We start from the raw sequence: 17,388 nt of genomic DNA, 5'->3' as shown, positions 1-17,388 counted from the left end.
ATGAAATCAAAAATATTCATAGTATTCCTGTTGCTGGCTTCGACCATGTCGTTTGCCCAGTCAATCTCCGAGGTATATTTCCCTAAATACATGCAAGGTGTAGGTTCTTTTGTATTTGCCGACGAGCGCAGGGTACCCTTTGCCTGCCGCCTCACCGTAAACGGTCTTTTGCCCAATGCAACCTATCGCTATTTTAATCGCTTCCTGCTCGATCCTGCCAACCCTGTCAGCATTGGAGAAGGTGGTTATATCCTGGTAAAAGATACCGGTAATTTCATACGCGTAACCTCCGCTTCATTAGGAACTCCCGGACGTTATGGCGAATTCACCACCGATACTGCTGGCTCCTATACGGGTTGGTTTATTGGTGAGCCCAGTGTCTCCACTACCTTCAAACCGGGTAACAATGTTTACTTCCGCCTTGTACTGAATAATGGCGCAGGTGATATAGTGCCTACTACCTTGATTACTGCTCCCAACCCTGTGCGCGTGATCAACTTTGGTACTACTGCCGATACCCTCAGCGGTACAGCAGTACGTGCAACACCTGTTACCGGTGCTATTCCCAAACAATTTGTGTTCCTGTACGACAATCCCCTGTCACAAGGCAGGCCCGTTGCTGGTACTTTTCTTGAAAGCGACGGTAGCAACAATAATGTGGCGGCAGGTTATGCACCTTTCTATGCCGACAGTGTAAATGCTATCAACAATGCCTGGGGAACAATCATTCCCAACGTACTACCCAATGGTATCAGGCGCATTGACCGATTTGCACTGGATGGTGATTTTAAAAAGTCTTATTACCCCATTGTTTTTGTACCCCACTTCCCCTTTATCGTTATCGACAAGTGGCCTTCTGTAAACAACACCGTGATCGATACCAAAAATCCAACCGGCGGCCTCGCCAGTGTATTGGTGATCGATGGCGCAAGATTGTTGGGTATCAGCCTGTGGTTGTCTACAGAACAAACTACCGATGACCTGATCACCCTGCAGTGGAATACTACCGACCAGGATGCGCAGGAGTTTGTAATTGAAAAATCTGTTGATGGTGGTAAAACTTTTGCTGCACTCCGCACTGTTAAGAAAGCTGGTCAGAAAGACTTGTATGAGCTGCAGGACAGCCGCACAGAAGCACCTGCTTACTACCGCGTAACTACCAGCAGCAAAGAAGGCAAGCTGGTGAGCGATGTGTTAAAAGTAGATGGTGTCATCAAGCTGGGTATTTTCCCCAACCCCGTAGCTGATCAACTGCTGGTACAACACCCGCAAGCGGAAAAAGGTGCTTCTCTGCAAGTGATCGGTGTTGACGGAAGACAACTGATGAACCAGAATGTAGCCGAAGGGGCTGTGCAAACGAAAGTGAGCGTTAAGCAGTTGGTAGCTGGTAATTATTTTGTGATCTACCAGGTAAACGGACAACGCCAAAGCAAGTTGTTTATTAAGAAATAAACCGCATAAGTAATTTGTCCTATGCATTTACTCAATTACCTGTGGAGGCAGCTTCACAGGTAATTGTCGCTTATACATGACAGCCTGGAGCTATAAGACAAAAGGGCAACCGCGAACGGTCACCCTAATGTTTTGTAATTGTTTAATTCCAGGACAAAATTACTTATCAAAAAGTAACAGAAAAATAAAAATTTCTTAAAACGGCCTGTTGTATGATAACCCTGTTTGGAAAACTTCGTCCCGGCTTTCGTGATTACAGAAAAGTCAAATGGCTGTATATCATTTTATTGGTGATAGTAACTGCGCAAAACCTCTTTTGCAGCAAGAAAACCCTGCCCTTTGAACCTACGGATGAACCGGGCATCAGTAACAAATGGGTATACGATAGCCTGAAGCGCTATTATTACTGGAGCGACCAGCTAACGGGTAAGCCTGACTATACTTTACCCACCCAGGAGTTTTTTGAACAGTTGCTGTCCCCCGAAGACCGTTTTTCCTGGATCAGTAACCGCCGGAGCATTGGTCCCGCTGGTTCAACACCTGATATCTTTGGATTTTATTATTCACTGATCGGGCATCCATTCGATGCACAGCAACTGGTGGGTGTGGTTACGCTCATCATTCCGGGCGGCGAAGCAGATAAAGCACACCTGCAAAGGTCCATGTTTTTCACCAGGGTCAATAATACAAATATCACCACTGCCAATATGAGCGATATTATTAGCATGTTGAGTGCCAGGCAGCCGGTATTGCTGCAGCTTGCAACACTCAATAATAATGGCACGGCACTGGTCGACTCTGCTCAGGTAGCTATTGCCAGTGGAAGCATCTCTTCCAAAAGCGTATATGCCACGCACGTCTTTGATAAGAATGGCACCCGCACCGGCTATCTTGCCTATTTTGAGTGTAACGAGTCGTTGGATTTTCAGCTGCTCGATGCTATGCAGAAGTTTAAAAATGCCGGCATTGCAGAATTGATACTTGACCTCCGTTTCAATCCCGGTGGCAGCGTAGCGTCCTCGGCCAAGCTGGCGGCCATGCTGATTCCTTCTTTTAACCCCGATCAGGTATATGTTACTTTTAAGGGCAACCGTTTTGGTGGCACGGTGAAACAAACATTTCGCCAAACCATTGCTTTTTCCGCCAGTAGCCCCGGTAAGAATATGCAGGACCTGCAGTCCCGCAATCCTGGTTTGCAAAGAGTGTTTATACTTACCTCTGGTGCCACCGTGTCGGCGGCAGAGATATTGTGCAATAACCTGAAACCCTATATGCAGGTAATACGCATTGGCACCAAAACAAAAGGTAAAGATGAAGCGTCATTCCGTATCGAAGACAAAAACAATCCGCGCAAAGTAGAGTGGGTGTTGATGCCTACCATTTATAAGATCTTTGACGCGAACGATAAAGGCGGATACAACAGCGGATTGCTACCCGATCATGAAGTGAATGAGTTCAGTAGCTTACCCTTGCAGCCAATGGGTTTCCCCGGCGATCAGTCTGTAGACAAAGCATTGGAGTTGATCTATGGAAGTACCATTGTCGGTATTACACCCTTGCGCAATAAAGTATTTCCCTTTCGGGATGTAAAAGAACAATACCAAAGCACAGGCGCTACAGAACGAGGCATTGAAGTGCAAAAACTGCCTTGAGCATCAGGGCACGATGGTCGTGAATAAATAAGTAGCCAGTATTACCAGCAGCACAATACCCTGCAGGATATTGGTACGCCCTGCACCAAATGAAATACTGATGGTAAACAACGACAAGATCAGCAGAAGCGTCGACTTGGTGTCGATACCCAGCGTAATATGAAAGCCGGTGAAATACCCCACGATAGCCACAGCAGGGATGGTGAGCCCAATACTGGCCAGCGCAGAGCCCAGTGCAAGGTTGAGACTGGTTTGTAAACGGTTGCGCCTCGCAGCCCTGATGGCAGCAAGCCCTTCGGGCAGCAATATCACCGTGGCGATGATGATCCCCACGAGACTTTTGGGAGCGCCCATGCTTACCACGATATTTTCAATAGCAGGAGATAAGTTTTTAGACAAGATGACTACTACTGCCAATGCCAACAGCAGAAACAACAGGCTGGTAACAGTGGTGGGGGTGGAGGGAGGTTCAGCATGCGTATCTTTTTCGCCGGTGGGCAGAAAATATTCCCGGTGACGAACGGCCTGCACAGCCACAAAGCCCAGGTACAGCACCAATGATACAATGGCAACAAATATCAACTGACTGGTAGTATACACAGGCCCCGGCGTACTGGTGGTATAATTGGGCAATACGAGGGTGAGGATAGTAATGGCGGTGAGGGCCACGAGAGAAGCGCTTACACCTTGTTTTACAAACACCTGCTCTTTGAAGCGATAACCGCCCACCAGCAGACACAAACCAATAATGCCGGTGAGGATGAGCATGATGGCAGCAAATACAGTATCCCGTGCCAGCGTAGAGCCCTGTTCCCCTTCAGTAAGCATGATGGTCACGATCAGTGATACTTCGATGATCGTGATCGCCAGCGCCAGTATCAATGTGCCATAAGGTTCACCCACTTTATGCGCCACCACCTCTGCATGATGCACAGCACTCAGCACCACGGAGATCAATACAATACCCAGCAATCCATTGACCCAGCCGCTATTTTCTTTCCCGGTCAGCAATAGCAATAGTAAACCAATCAGGGGACAGAGAATAGTCCACAGGGGCAAAGCAATCTTAAAACGCCGGAAGAGAAATCCTTTTTGCTGCATGATCATGGAATTAGCTGTTTAACAGGAGGATAAGGTGAAACGGTAAATATAAGAAAGTTGACGAAATAGCCCTTTTCACCTCTATCAGCGTGTATCGATTCTAATCATACATAAATTCTTGTTAAAAAATCCGTAACAATCCGGTAACACACGCGTGATATTAAGTTAATCTCAACACAGGACTTTTGCCGCCGAAAATACTACACAAATAATGGTTAAGGCGTTCCTCACAATGGTCATGTGTTGCATGGCCTGTTATCTTTTGGCTCAACAACCAGCTCCCGATCCGCGCTACAAGCTGGTAACCGGCGATCATATCGTACAGTATAAGAACTATTACCTGCTCACGCTCCTGAAGCAGGACAAGGAAGCACGCAAACTGGTAGAAGGAGATACAGCCTTGGCCAACATAGCGCAACGTAAACTGGCTGGCCTTGCCAATGCGCTAAAGACTTGTGGCAACAATGCTGCCTGCTATACTGAGCAGTTGAAACTGTCTGAGCAGGAAATACAAACAGTCAGCGCCCGTCTTACTGCTTTATACAATGAAAACAATGCGCTGGGTAAATTAGTAAAGCAACACCTTATACCTTCAGGCACATACATTCTCTTCCAAAAAGAAAGCGGCGCAGAACTGTTGCGCAAAGCCTGGGAGCAGGATGCTATGGGCATCAACTTTGCCATTGGTGTGTATGCCGAAGGTAAAAAAGCCAATTATCCCCTGATTGATTCCATCAGCTTCAATGTAAACAATCCCCGCTACGGCAGCATGCTCTATTCTCCTACCTATGTAGTGATGCAGGAGTGTGCCGCAAGCCGGCTCTTTTTCTTGCCTTCGCTCACCGCCTCTTTACTGTTCATTGAAATGAATGAGCGCGACCAGGCTGCTGATTATGAGCCAATGGAAACAACGGTAAACAAAGCAGCTTACGACAGAATAAAGACCCTCAAATGGACCAGCTATAAATATTCTGTGATCCTGGTGCCCGGTGCTGGCCCCGAAGATCCGGCCGTGCCCCTGAGCGCAGGCGGTATGCTCCGTTGCCGGCTGGCTGCTATACAATACCAGAAAGGACTGGCGCCATTTATAATGGTGTCTGGTGGCAAAGTACATCCCTATAAAACGAAGTACAACGAAGCGGAAGAAATGAAACGCTTCCTGATACAAAAGCTACACATTCCGGAGAACGCCGTGATCATGGAGCCTCATGCACGGCACACCACCACCAACATGCGCAACGCCGTACGCCTGATGTTCCGCTACGGAATGCCGATGGATAAGCCGGGCCTTACTTCCACCGAAAAAGGGCAGAGCACCTGGATATCCGGTACCCTGGTGGAAAGATGTAAGAAGAGCTGGATGAAGTACCCTACAAACCAGGCGAGCGCCTTTCTGAAACGGAAGTAGAATTTTATCCGTTGCTGGACGCCCTGCACATCGACCCGACAGAAATAATGGACCCTTAAGCCAGCCACGAGCTTTGAGCTATACGCTGTCGAATATAAAGTTTGGTGTTTCACATTGCCGATTGCCGACTGCCGATATTGCCGACAACTAAAACGATCTCGATGAAACTACTTACAACCTTACTTAGTTGCAGCCTCCTCGCTTTTACGTCACATCGCGCCGGCGTAGACATGCAGATCAGTCATGCCCTTTCTGTCGACTCACTGGGCGCTTGCCAGGGCGTGTCCTTTCAAAATGGCCGTCTGTTCTTATACGGAGATAGAGAAGTAGGCATGATCAGGGAATACAAACTGTCCGGCGATTCGATCGTGTACATCAATAAAGAATACAAGCTCACGCTGAACGATACCGATGTGATCAACCATCCCACCGGGCTGGCAGTACATGGTAAAATGCCGGTGTTCATTGGTAATAGTATCCGGTTGAATACGGAAGGCACTTTATGGAAAGCAGTGATCTACTCCGTGAATTGGGAAGGATTGCTGAAAACAGGTACGCTGGATGGTAACCTGCTCAACACGATAGAAGATGATGCCTGCGTACAAGGCACCCGCCCGGAGTATGTACAATATAAGAACAAATGGTACGTGGCTACTGCTGATTATGGCGGTAAGGCCAATGAAGTAAGATTATACGATCCAGCCTTACTGGCAAAAGCCAAAAAGACTTCCGAAAAAGGAGTAGTGGTGAAAAAGTTCACCTGCTCGCCCTGGGTACAAAACCTCCACTGGGTACCCGGTAAGAACATCCTGGTATTGATCCAAAACCAGATAGAAGGCCGCAAATGGCGCTTCACTTTCCTCGATTTCGAAAAGTCACTCGCTGCCGGAACGGAGCAGGTGATCAAAGTAGTAGACATTAATGAACGGCCCGATGAACTCGAAGGGTTTACGTTCCTCGATAATACCGGGAAAGGGATTGCTGTTAGTTCGTCCCGTAGAAACAACGCCAATATGATGGAGATACACTGGTAAAAGGGTGGGTCGCCCCGTGAAACGGGGCCGTCCGGCTTTGCGCCAGGCAAGGGCGGCTCACCCTGAAACAGACTGCTGTCACAGGTCTCATTTTCTTATTACAAATAATAACTAATGCAAAAGAAAGTTGCACAGGCTATTCCTTTGTCCAGGCACAAAGGAATACTACAGAAACTACTATTTCTGCTGGTGGCTGTTTGGGCCATCACTGCTTCATTACCGGTGCAGGCGCAAACGGGCACGGTAACCGGTACGGTAACTTCCGAGACAGGGGAGCCCCTGCCGGGCGCCAGTGTGGTAGCAAAGAAGTCGGGTAAAACAGTGGCTACCGACACGAAAGGACAGTTTACCATTGCTGTGGCGGCTAATGAAGTGCTCACAATAAGCTACGCTGGCTTTGCTGCACAGGAAGTAACAGTAGGGGGGAAGACAGTGATAGAGGTGAAACTGAAAGAAGATGCTAAAATGCTGGAAGAAGTATCCATCGGTTACCAGCGTTTGCGCAAGAGCGACCTCACGGGCGCTATATCGAGCGTAAAAGCAAAAGAACTGAGCCTTACCTCTCCAACCCTCAGCCAGGCGCTGGTAGGTAAAGTAGCAGGTGTACAGGTTGCGCAGGTGAGCGGTGCGCCCTATGGTGGCACCAAGATCCGTGTACGCGGCGTCGGTTCTGTGAATGCCAGCTCCGAGCCGTTGTATGTGATCGATGGCTATGCAGTGGGTGGCAACGTGAGCCAGGGGCCAGGTAACAGCACCAACGCTACCAATGGTTACAATCCCGGCACATCAGGTAATGACGTGTTCATCAACCCTGATGATATCGAGTCCATCGAGATATTGAAAGATGCTGCTTCTGCTGCTATCTATGGTTCACGTGCTGCCGCTGGTGTGATACTCATCACTACCAAGCGTGGTAAAGAAGGCAAGGGCAAGCTGAACTATGATTATATGGCAGGCATCAACCAACTGGCGAAGAAAGTCGATATGCTGGACAGCTATGAGTTTGCCCAACTGTTTGTTGATGGCCGTAACGGTGCCTATAAAGACCAGATCATCGCGAAAGGCATTACTTGGAACGATGCTTTCTTCTCGGATGACAACGCAGCACGTATTGCACGCCTGGGTTCTAACCCCGGCAATATCACCATCATCAAAGCTTTGTATGATTTTCCTACCCAAACCGTGTTGAGGCCTCAATACAATACCGATTGGCAAGATGAGCTGTACCGCAATGCCCTGATGCAACGCCACAACGTGTCTTTCACCGGCGGCAACAATACTACCCGCTACCTCATCAGCGGTGGTTACCAAAATCAGGATGGTATTCTCAAATTCACCAACCAGAAACGTATCAACCTGCGTGCTAATATCGATGCAGATATCTCTCCGAAGCTGAAGGTAAGCTCCAGCATGTTCATTACTGATATCAACAACCGTGAAGTACAGGAAGGACGTTTCAATCAGGGACCCATCCTAGGAGCATTGGTCTACATGCCCATCTTCCCGGTACGTAACCCCGATGGTTCTTATGCCTTGGGCAATGCTTCCATTCCCATCGATACTTACAACTACTCTTTCCAGGGCATTGAAAACCCGGTGGCATTTGCTGATCGTGTAAAGATCACCCGTAAAGGAACACGTGGCACCTACAATGCCAATGCTACGTATGAGTTCTTTCCCGGTTTCTCTGGCAAAGTGAACATCGGTGCGCAAACCTATAACGAGAAATACGAGTACTATTATCCCACCAACCTGAGCAGCGGTGCCAACCCTCCGGGTTCCCCAACAGCTATCAGGGCTGCCAATGCTTCCTCGCAAACCCTCTCCACGCTCGATAAGCTGGCTGAGTTTACATTGAACTATAAAAAGTCCATGGGTAAAAAAGGTGACCTGAATGTATTGGCAGGTTATTCTGCACAGGAAACAACGACCGATATCGTGAGTGTAGGCGCCAACGGTCTTTCCAATGACCTGGTACCCGAGATCACTGCACGTGGTGCAGATGCAACCAACTTTTACCTGAACGGTGGCACTGGTAAATCGGTAACCACCCTCGTATCGTACCTTGCACGCGCTATCTATAGCTATGATAACAAATACTACCTCACGGGCTCTTTCCGGGCAGATGCTTCTTCCCGCTTTGGCCCCGAAAACCGCTGGGGTAAATTCCCATCAGTGTCCGCCGGCTGGAACCTCTCCAATGAAAGTTTCTATGGCGACTGGCTGGGTGCCGGTTCTACAGTGAAGCTGCGTGCCAGCTGGGGCCTCACCGGTAACAACAACATTGGTAACTACCGCTATGAGCAAACCATGGCTGGTTCCAGTGGCGTAGTATTCGGTAACACGGTATATACTTCCACTGCTGCCGGCAACGTGGCCGATGCCAAACTGGGTTGGGAATCCACTTCTCAGTACAACTTCGGTGCAGACCTCGGTTTGCTGAACAACCGCCTGAATGTGATCGTAAACTATTACATCAGTAAGTCGTACGACCTGTTGTTCCAACAGAACATCACTGCCGGTTCAGGCTCTACCAGCATCCTCACCAACCTGCGTGATGCGGAAGTAAGGAATACCGGTATCGATGCACAGATCGATGCACGTATCGTGAATGGCAAGGACTTCACCTTCAGCGTAAGTGGCAACATTACCCACAACAACAACAAAGTAATGAGCCTGGGTGGCGCTGCGCCCATCTACTCAGTAGGTGCCGAAAGGCAATATGTAACCCACGTTACACAAGTAGGTCAGCCTATCGGTATGTTCTATGGCCTGAAAGTGAAAGGCATGGTGCGTCAGTCGGATATGGCCAATATCGCTGCTGATAATGCAGCCCTGCTGCCCAACAACACTTTCCCCGCAGGTTATAAATTACAAGGACCTCCCCGTTCTTCTTATTCTGCTACACCCCTCAATCCCGGCGACCTGTATTTTGAGGACGTCAACGGTGATGGTATCGTAAACGAGTCCGACAAACAGGTGATCGGCTCTCCCTATCCTGATTTCACATATGGTCTTAGCCTGTATGCTACTTACAAGAACCTCGACCTGTCAGCTTCTTTCAATGGTTCTAAAGGCAACGAGATACTCGACGGACAGGATTATTACATCAACAATATGGAAGGCTCTGGCAACAACTATTCCATCGTGAAGAACAGGTACCGCTCTGAAGCGGAGCCTGGCAATGGTAAGGTATACCGCGCTTCACGTGGTGGTACGCAAAGCAACAGTACCCGCCTCAGCAGCTACTACCTGCAGAATGGTTCATTCTTCCGTTGTACCAACATCACGCTGGGTTACAGCCTGAATGATCTTGCATTCGTGAAAAAAGCAGGATTGAGCAACCTGCGTTTATATGCCAGTGTAGACAACGCCTTTACCATCACCAAATACCTGGGCTATAATCCTGAAGTGGATTACAACAACGGCGCCAACACTACACCGGGTGTAGACTATGGTAAGTATCCATTGATGCGCGCCTTCAACCTCGGTGTGAAATTGCAATTCTAACTTTTATCAGGGTGGGTCTTTCTTAAAGGGCGGCTCACCCTGAGATCATAATCTAAACAATATTTTATGCGTACTATAATAGCAATGACGATCGGATTGGGTATTACGCTCACATTGGGCTCCTGCAGCAAGGAGTTCCTGGAGCAGTCTAACCCCAACTCGGTGAATGTGGACAATAACTTCCAGACAGAAAATGATATTGCCCTGGGCGTAAATGGTGTATACCAGGCGCTGCGCAGTGGCAACTGTATCGGAGAAGGAGCTTCTACCTGGACCGATGACCGCTCCGACGATGTAAACACCACCGATAACCAATCCAACAACGGCGAACCCTTCCAGTTTACGGCCTTTGCACTGGTGCCCAGCAACACCTACCTGCAAAGCCATTGGACAGCCTTGTACCTGCCTATTGCAAGAGCCAACGTGGTATTGTCGAAGATCGACAACATCACTTTCGCCAATGATGCTACCAAAAATCAGTACAAAGCCGAAGTAAAGTTCATCCGTGCGTTGATGTACTACAACCTGGTACAGGAATTTGGCGGTGTGCCCCTGATCACGGAGAGACTGACTGGCCTGGATCAGATCACCCAGAAAACATTCCGTGAAAGCAAAGAAAATGTATATGCACAGATCGTGGCCGACCTGAAGGATGCGGTGGCCAGCCAATTGCCCAACATACAGGGCGCCGACAATAAAGGCCGTGTTTCCCTGCAGGCAGCCAATGGCCTGCTGGGTCAGGTGTACCTGAAAATGGCTACCGACCTGAGCGGCGATAAAACGGCTAACCTCAACAATGCAAAGACTTCCCTGTTGGCCTGCTACAACATGCGTGGCTTTGGCAAGTTGTCTGAGATACCTTTTGCCGATGTATTCGACGTGACGAAGAAAAGCTCCAACAAAGAGATCATCTGGCAGATTGCTTACAAGCAAGGTGATGCCAACTACAGCTCACGCATTGCTGCCAACAACCAGGCCCGTGGCGAAACGATCAACTCCCTGTTTGCTTCTACCGGTGCGGGTGGCACGCTGACTGCCGACTTGCAGAAAGAATTTGAAGTAGGCGACCTGCGCACTGATTATTCTATCAAGTTTGCTAACCACGCTTCTGTACAGGCCTATTTCATTACCAAGTTCAGGGATGCGAGCGCCGGCGCCACCAACCTCGGTTATGGAGGTAATGATTGGATCGTATTGCGCTATGCGGATATCATCCTGAACCTGGCAGAAGTGCACATGCTCCTGAATGATGAAGCTTCCGCTATCCAATACCTGGACATGGTGCGTGAGCGTGCACAGCGTCCTCTGTACGCTGCGATGAAAGCTACGCCTGCTTATGCTGCCAAATACCCCACGCTGAAACTGGCCATCCTGCATGAGCGTAGAATAGAGCTGGCCTTCGAGCACCACCGCTGGCACGACCTCACTCGTTTTTTTACCAAAGAAGAGCTGGTGACCTATTTCAGGGCCAAGGCCCAGGCTGATTACAACAATTCGCCGTTGACAAACATAACAACGAAGGACATTTATTTCCCGATCCCGTTGAATGAGTATAAGCTGAACCCTGAGAAGATGCCCCAAAACCCCGGATACGAGCAGTAGTAAACAAAACCCAACCAAACCCAAACCTTTGCAAAAACAAGGTCACTCACCCCGCACCCGGCCACATAGCCGGGAGGCGGGGTGAGCCTTTTTATATTATCAGGAATATGGAAATATTCAACAGCTGCATCTTAGGCGATATTCTAACGCATGAGATATATCAACCGGGCGCTGCTTGTACACCTTATCTGTCTATCATTTCTACTGTTTTCCACAGGAGCTTTGGGACAATCCAACATATACTTCCTCAATAAGACCGGGCGTGAGATCCTGGTACAGAAAAGAACGATACTCGAGGCGGGCTTTTATCCTTACAGCCTGGACACCCTTTCCGGTAAATACCAGCACATCCCCTTTCAGATCAATACCCCCGCTATTTTAAACATTATTGCCGTACCGCCTAAAGGACCTTATGGTTCTGCTGATGGTATCTATCCTTTGCTGAAAGCGCAAGACACATTGGTAATAACCCTCGACAAAAGCAACAAACCCGTCCTTTCCCATATCAGCAATCCGGAAAGAACAGAAGAACTGAATTTTTTCCAGCGACATACAGCCAGTGTAGGCATGCCATTACCCTATAGGGCAAATCCTGCATTCCTCCGGCGGATATGGGGCTCAACAGACCTGCGGAGCAGAGACAGGTTGTTGGATAGCCTGTACCAACCCTATATCAACAGTGCTGAATCATTTTGTGCAGCGAACAAAATGGACATCAGTATCGGAAGGTTTTACCGGTACTTTTATACAGGCTTTAAGATCGCAGATAAGCTATTCGCAGACCGGGGTATCAACAATGAATTAAAAGAGTCATTGCGCGCCTTTTACAAAGACTCATTAATAAAATGGGTCCAGGAATTGAATTGTACCGATTGTAATAATATACCCTTTTATAACTATGCCCTTAGAGAAGTGATTGCACTTCGCTTGCAGCATACGCCCGAGCAGGCTTTCATGGATTCAGTAGCTGCTCTGACAAATGGCAGTAACAAAAGCTTCCTGTTGTCAAGATATATGGTGGATAGGATAGAGCTGACCAGGAACACAGAGCAGTTGCTGAAAAGGTATGATGCGCTGTGCGATGATTCATTATATGCCAACATCGTCCATCGCAATTACCAGCTCCAGCGCGACCGGTCAAAGGTTGATAGCAATGAATTGGCGATCTTGATGAAAGCGGATAAGTCGGAGATTGGGTTTAACCGTTTAATGGCGCGGCTGAAAGGGAAAGTCGTCTATGTTGATTTTTGGGCAAGCTGGTGTAAGCCCTGTGTTCAGGAGATACCTTATTCTCATACATTGAATAAGAAAGTGAAGGATAAAGACATTGTGATGATGTACATATCCATCGATACTGATTTTAATAGCTGGCTCGAAGCAAGAAGCAGGCATAAGGTCGATACAGAATATAGCTTTATCCTGACGAACCCTGCTAACAATGGGTTGAGTAAAAAGATACAATTGGGACCTATTCCAAGATATATTGTTTTCGATAAGAATGGTAAAATAGTACGATTCGATGCAGACAGGCCATCCGATCCTGGTATGTACAATACTTTACTGGATATTTTAAAACAATAGTTTGCCCATATGAACTATCTACTTCCATTGCTCTGCATATTGATCCTGGTTCAGTTTTCCTGTAACCAACCCCGTAATAACAGCAGTTGTATGGAAAACCCCGGTAAGAGTAAGTTGTTTGTATTTGTTGGTAAAAAGATATCGGTAAACTTCATGAAGTCTGAAGGCATGGATGGCGCCTACAAAGCCAGGTATAAGATCGAAGAAGTCGTTTGTGGAGATTACCAAAAAGATACGATTGAATTTATAGCATACGATCATTACGGTGACCCTGGATTTTCAGAGTATGACCATGTGCTGCTGTATGTGTCGTTATATGATGATACGTTTTACCATCAAAAATACATATTCGACCCGGTGTTTAAGACCAAAAGCGGCCGGTGGGCGGGGTATTATCGCGGTGATATTGATAGTAACCTTAAGCCTGTGCCGATAGAATTTGCAGAAGAATTATCATTCGATATCTCCAGCCTCAAATACAAAAGAAGGACATTAAAGAGTACCTATCCTGAACCCTATTTTCAAATAGTAGGCAGCAAAGCGATCGCCCGGCAGGGATATTATGTGCCGGAATTATTTGAATTGCAAAAGAGAGGAGTTTTAACGGCCAGGGGCCTATTCGGAAAATCTGATCCGGAAATAGTGACACCGGACGTGGAATTGGAGGACATTCCCGCAGAGCCTTCTTATTCATTCAGCAAGCGTGATTCGATGGCATTGATCAGGACCTGGCGTTCGTTTTTCAAGGCTATCGAAGAAAAGGATACGCAAAAAATAAGGGCTATGTCATTGGATAGTGTCATTTGCTCCATTTGTGAAGGGCTGACAGAAGACTATTATGAAAACAATATGGAAAGTATCGACGGCTTCATAGCTGGCTGCAACCGTAACTTGCCGGATACAGCTTTGTATGTAAAAATGAAGCGTAATGACTATAAGATCAGCGTTGATAGTTACCTGAACAAACAGCCCGTCGGCCTTCAAATCTATGAAGTTAGATTCTCCATAATTGTTAATGTTGGTAATTCCCGCCGGGGATACACGCACACATTTCAATTTGTGAAAATTGATAACCAGTTCCGTTTTTCTGGGGTGCATTCGTATTAAACGATCATGTTCATTAGCTACATCAAACCCAAGCTCCGGTGCCTTTCACCCAATACAGCAATGTATTTATTTTTCGCAGCAGAGCTTAAGAAGCTGCGCTTCACCAATTCAATGGAAGGCCGTATCCCCTGCATGATATCGTCCACTACGTCCGCCGCAAGGGAATGGTTAATACCTGCAAGTTCAGCGAAAGCGAGAAAGGAAGAACGCGTGTAAGTGCCAAATGCCTGGTATCCTCTTTCGTCAATGTCACCTTCATAGAGGCCATCATGTAAAGCCAGCCGGCTGTCATTGATGTGCAAAGCCGTACACAGCAAGTCATAAGCAGGAGAGAAGATAAGATCCCCTTGCGCCGTCTCCATGAGCGAGAAGTTCTTCAGGTGTGCGTCGCCATTACCGATTAAATAATTGAAAACCACAAGCCGGAAAAATTCCAGTAATGCTACCGGTGCTGCTGCCACATACCGGGGAATTAGCCGCGCAATATCGAGGTAAGAAGCATTGTACTTATAATCGTTGCCTGCTGCTTCAGGTGATTTTCCCAGCAGAGAGGCAAAGTCCTCTATCTGGTATTTACCATCACCTTCCGGTTTATAGTCGAAACGGCGGGTAATATAAGCAGGAGAACCATCGTTAAAAAAGATCATACCGCAGGCCGCTGTTTTTATGCCATATACTTGTCGGGCTATCTGCATACTCACGTGCTCATTGGCCGGCATATCAGCCACCAGTTCCAATCGCTCAGTCGATACTGGCTTCAAAATATGCGTTCCTCTTGCAGCTGTGAGCGACAGGCTATTCCTGGTCAGTAGTAAACTGTACTTCTCCTGCACCCCGCTGATGCTCATCCGCTTTCTCTTCTCATTATATTCATGCGTCAGCTCACTGCTCTTTCCGGGAGGTCCAAATGAAAGAATAGGCGACACCTTTTTGGCACGGCCGCCGAAGAGCGCCTGTTGACCAGCCCCACTGTAAGTAGTAAACCCAGGCTGCAAGGTCGAAGGGCAATATTCAAGTAGGGGAAGACTCATCGATCGCTTTAAAAGTGATGGGGCCAATGCTATCAGCCTCGGCGGTAGCAAGTAGCAAACTGAAGTAATCATTCTCATCGATACTCAACAGCCTCGTTTGCATCTGTTTATTGGAGCCCTCGCTCAACATATTAACAAAAGCCGGAAACAGGATAGCGCTATCAAAAGGCGCTTTGCGCAAAGGAAGGGTTACACTCACAGGGCGGCTGTCGGGCAAAGCCAGGTAAGATGCATCATAAACAAAGCGATAGCCATCCTTAGTTTGTGACAACACACCGGCCCGCTGACCATTATATAACACTTCAGCAGATCTCACAGCTCACTATTTTTTAAAAGATCCTTCACAACCAATTGTAGCTCCAGGCCAAGCGGGTTTGCCAACTGCAGCAAAGTATCCAGAGATGGATTACCCTTTCCCTGCTCGATAAGCTGGATAGTCCTGGTGTTGATACCGGAAAACCCCGTAAGCTGTGATTGCGACAGACCAAGCAATTCACGCCTTACCCGGATCGTTTCACCTATTTGAGCTGCGAAATTGCGCATTTTAGTTCGCTTTTGACTGTAAATATAAGTCGATAATGTCTAAAAGTCAAATAAAGCGAATTATAGTTCGTTTTTTAGATCAAGAGGCAAAAGCTCAAAAGCAATGAAATAAGCCACTGCGTCTGTCTCCTTTTATTTAGATAATAACCTCGTAAGCGTGTTAATCTACGGCCAACAGAAATGTCAGCTTGTGCATCAGTACCGCTATGCACAGGTATTACTGCTGTTGCCGGTGGATCAGCCTGCTCAACATACCGATCACTGCCGCAGGTATGCAGTATGGCAGCGTGCGCTGGCGTACCTGTGCCTGAAGTTATTACTACTTGCTCCTTCCTCGCTACTTGCACAATCTTCAATGCCCCGCCACGCAGCAGCGTAGCCTCGCCATCTTCTACTTTATAAAACACAATACCAACCGTATGAAGCATCACTTGCCCCGGTTCCGCCTGCAAGGAATGCTTCAGGCGCAGCTCAGGCATTTTTTTACTCAACGGCAGCAGTTCACTTTGAGCTATATCGGAAGCAAAACGTTGCCGGTTGAAATCCACTGCCCCCGCGCAGGAAACGATCTTGAAATGCGTAGCCGCTGCAGGAAATAGTGCTTTTTTACGTCGTACGATGCAACCCGGCACGGTCAGCTGTACAGCACCCGTCGTTGCATCCAGTGAATGTCCCAATGGCACCGGCAGCGCCATATCCACACCCAGCAAATGATTATAATCAAAACCCGCCAGCAGTTGAAGATTGCCTGCATCCGCATGGCGCGAGCCAAATTCACTCACCTTGTCCGACTTGGCTATCCTGTGCAGCACCTTGTTCATATGACTGCTCAGCCTGGCATGCTTCACAGCGCGCACCACATAGCCTAATGAATGTCTCAATAACATGGCATCTTTGGTGGCTCTGCCAAATTCGCTGGCATTTCGCCTTGTTAAATCGAAGTTTTTACCCGTCCGTACCTGTTCAGCTGTTGGACCAGGTTTACTTTGTACTATCACACCGTCCTCGGTTAAGCGGTAACACACATCGTCAACCGTGCCGCGGATTTTAAGAGGACTTATTAATTTTCCCATATAGAATTAGATTTTAATCAAACTTACAATAACACATACCCGGTTTCCAAATCTATATCACAAAAACCATTCAAAGACTTATCAAATGATATGAAATGTCTGCTCAGTTTCGGTAATACACATCGTCCGGCTATATCATTTTAAGAGCTCTCCTACATCAGTCCCATAGTTCCGCCATAGCGCTCTCAGAGCTGCTCCATAGCAGAAGCATGGCTATACTAAGCCAATAGTAAGGCAATAGTAAGAGAATAGTAAGACAGAAGGGTTCAAATGCAGCAGGGACGCGGAAATGCA

Annotated in this window: 13 protein-coding genes; 8 read left to right on the top strand and 5 right to left on the bottom strand. The window is 47.6% G+C overall.

What is annotated here, in order from left to right; genetic code table 11:
- Both AC5JBY_RS18650 and AC5JBY_RS18645 read left to right on the top strand, forming a co-directional pair.
- A complete protein-coding gene (locus tag AC5JBY_RS18650; protein ID WP_495906150.1) occupies positions 1–1,452 on the top strand; it encodes a T9SS type A sorting domain-containing protein in 1,452 nt (483 codons plus the stop codon).
- A gap of 212 nt (positions 1,453–1,664) precedes the next feature.
- Positions 1,665–3,104, top strand: a complete 1,440-nt coding sequence (locus AC5JBY_RS18645; RefSeq protein WP_495906149.1) for a S41 family peptidase — start codon at positions 1,665–1,667, stop codon at positions 3,102–3,104.
- Between the two features lie 3 nt (positions 3,105–3,107).
- Here AC5JBY_RS18645 and AC5JBY_RS18640 read toward each other — a convergent pair whose 3' ends face one another.
- Entirely contained in the window at positions 3,108–4,211 is a 1,104-nt protein-coding gene (locus tag AC5JBY_RS18640; protein ID WP_495906148.1) for a calcium:cation antiporter, read from the bottom strand.
- 241 nt (positions 4,212–4,452) lie between these two features.
- Between AC5JBY_RS18640 and AC5JBY_RS18635 the strand changes: the two genes are divergently transcribed.
- The 6 genes from AC5JBY_RS18635 to AC5JBY_RS18610 all read left to right on the top strand — a co-directional run bounded on the left by AC5JBY_RS18635 (position 4,453) and on the right by AC5JBY_RS18610 (position 14,447).
- Complete coding sequence (locus AC5JBY_RS18635; protein WP_495906147.1) at positions 4,453–5,613, top strand: YdcF family protein; 1,161 nt, start codon at positions 4,453–4,455, stop codon at positions 5,611–5,613.
- Positions 5,614–5,774: 161 nt separating this feature from the next.
- Positions 5,775–6,647 carry a hypothetical protein gene (locus AC5JBY_RS18630; RefSeq protein ID WP_495906146.1) on the top strand — a complete coding sequence of 291 codons (873 nt, stop codon included), beginning with the start codon at positions 5,775–5,777 and terminating at the stop codon, positions 6,645–6,647.
- Between the two features lie 114 nt (positions 6,648–6,761).
- Positions 6,762–10,157 carry a SusC/RagA family TonB-linked outer membrane protein gene (locus tag AC5JBY_RS18625; RefSeq protein ID WP_495906145.1) on the top strand — a complete coding sequence of 1,132 codons (3,396 nt, stop codon included), beginning with the start codon at positions 6,762–6,764 and terminating at the stop codon, positions 10,155–10,157.
- Positions 10,158–10,223: 66 nt separating this feature from the next.
- The gene (locus AC5JBY_RS18620; RefSeq protein WP_495906144.1) at positions 10,224–11,759 is read left to right on the top strand and encodes a RagB/SusD family nutrient uptake outer membrane protein; all 1,536 of its coding nucleotides are present in this window, start codon (positions 10,224–10,226) and stop codon (positions 11,757–11,759) included.
- A gap of 150 nt (positions 11,760–11,909) precedes the next feature.
- Positions 11,910–13,340, top strand: coding sequence for a TlpA family protein disulfide reductase (locus tag AC5JBY_RS18615; protein WP_495906143.1), 1,431 nt, complete (start codon positions 11,910–11,912; stop codon positions 13,338–13,340).
- 9 nt (positions 13,341–13,349) lie between these two features.
- Positions 13,350–14,447, top strand: coding sequence for a hypothetical protein (locus AC5JBY_RS18610; RefSeq protein WP_495906142.1), 1,098 nt, complete (start codon positions 13,350–13,352; stop codon positions 14,445–14,447).
- A gap of 17 nt (positions 14,448–14,464) precedes the next feature.
- Here the strand turns inward: AC5JBY_RS18610 and AC5JBY_RS18605 are convergent, their stop codons facing one another.
- The 4 genes from AC5JBY_RS18605 to AC5JBY_RS18590 form a co-directional block, all read right to left on the bottom strand.
- Positions 14,465–15,478 (bottom strand): type II toxin-antitoxin system HipA family toxin, encoded by a 1,014-nt coding sequence (locus tag AC5JBY_RS18605; protein ID WP_495906141.1) that lies wholly within the window; start codon positions 15,476–15,478, stop codon positions 14,465–14,467.
- Entirely contained in the window at positions 15,459–15,794 is a 336-nt protein-coding gene (locus AC5JBY_RS18600) for a HipA N-terminal domain-containing protein (RefSeq protein WP_495906140.1), read from the bottom strand. The genes AC5JBY_RS18605 and AC5JBY_RS18600 overlap by 20 nt, the downstream gene beginning before the upstream one ends.
- Positions 15,791–16,021: a helix-turn-helix domain-containing protein gene (locus AC5JBY_RS18595; protein WP_495906139.1), complete on the bottom strand. Its 231-nt coding sequence runs from the start codon at positions 16,019–16,021 to the stop codon at positions 15,791–15,793. The genes AC5JBY_RS18600 and AC5JBY_RS18595 overlap by 4 nt, the downstream gene beginning before the upstream one ends.
- Before the next feature lie 74 nt (positions 16,022–16,095).
- Positions 16,096–17,094: a hypothetical protein gene (locus tag AC5JBY_RS18590; protein WP_495906138.1), complete on the bottom strand. Its 999-nt coding sequence runs from the start codon at positions 17,092–17,094 to the stop codon at positions 16,096–16,098.
- Between the last annotated feature and the right edge of the window lie 294 nt (positions 17,095–17,388).

The organism is Paraflavitalea sp. (genome assembly GCF_059502485.1).
This window is presented reverse-complemented; position numbering and strand designations above follow the sequence as displayed.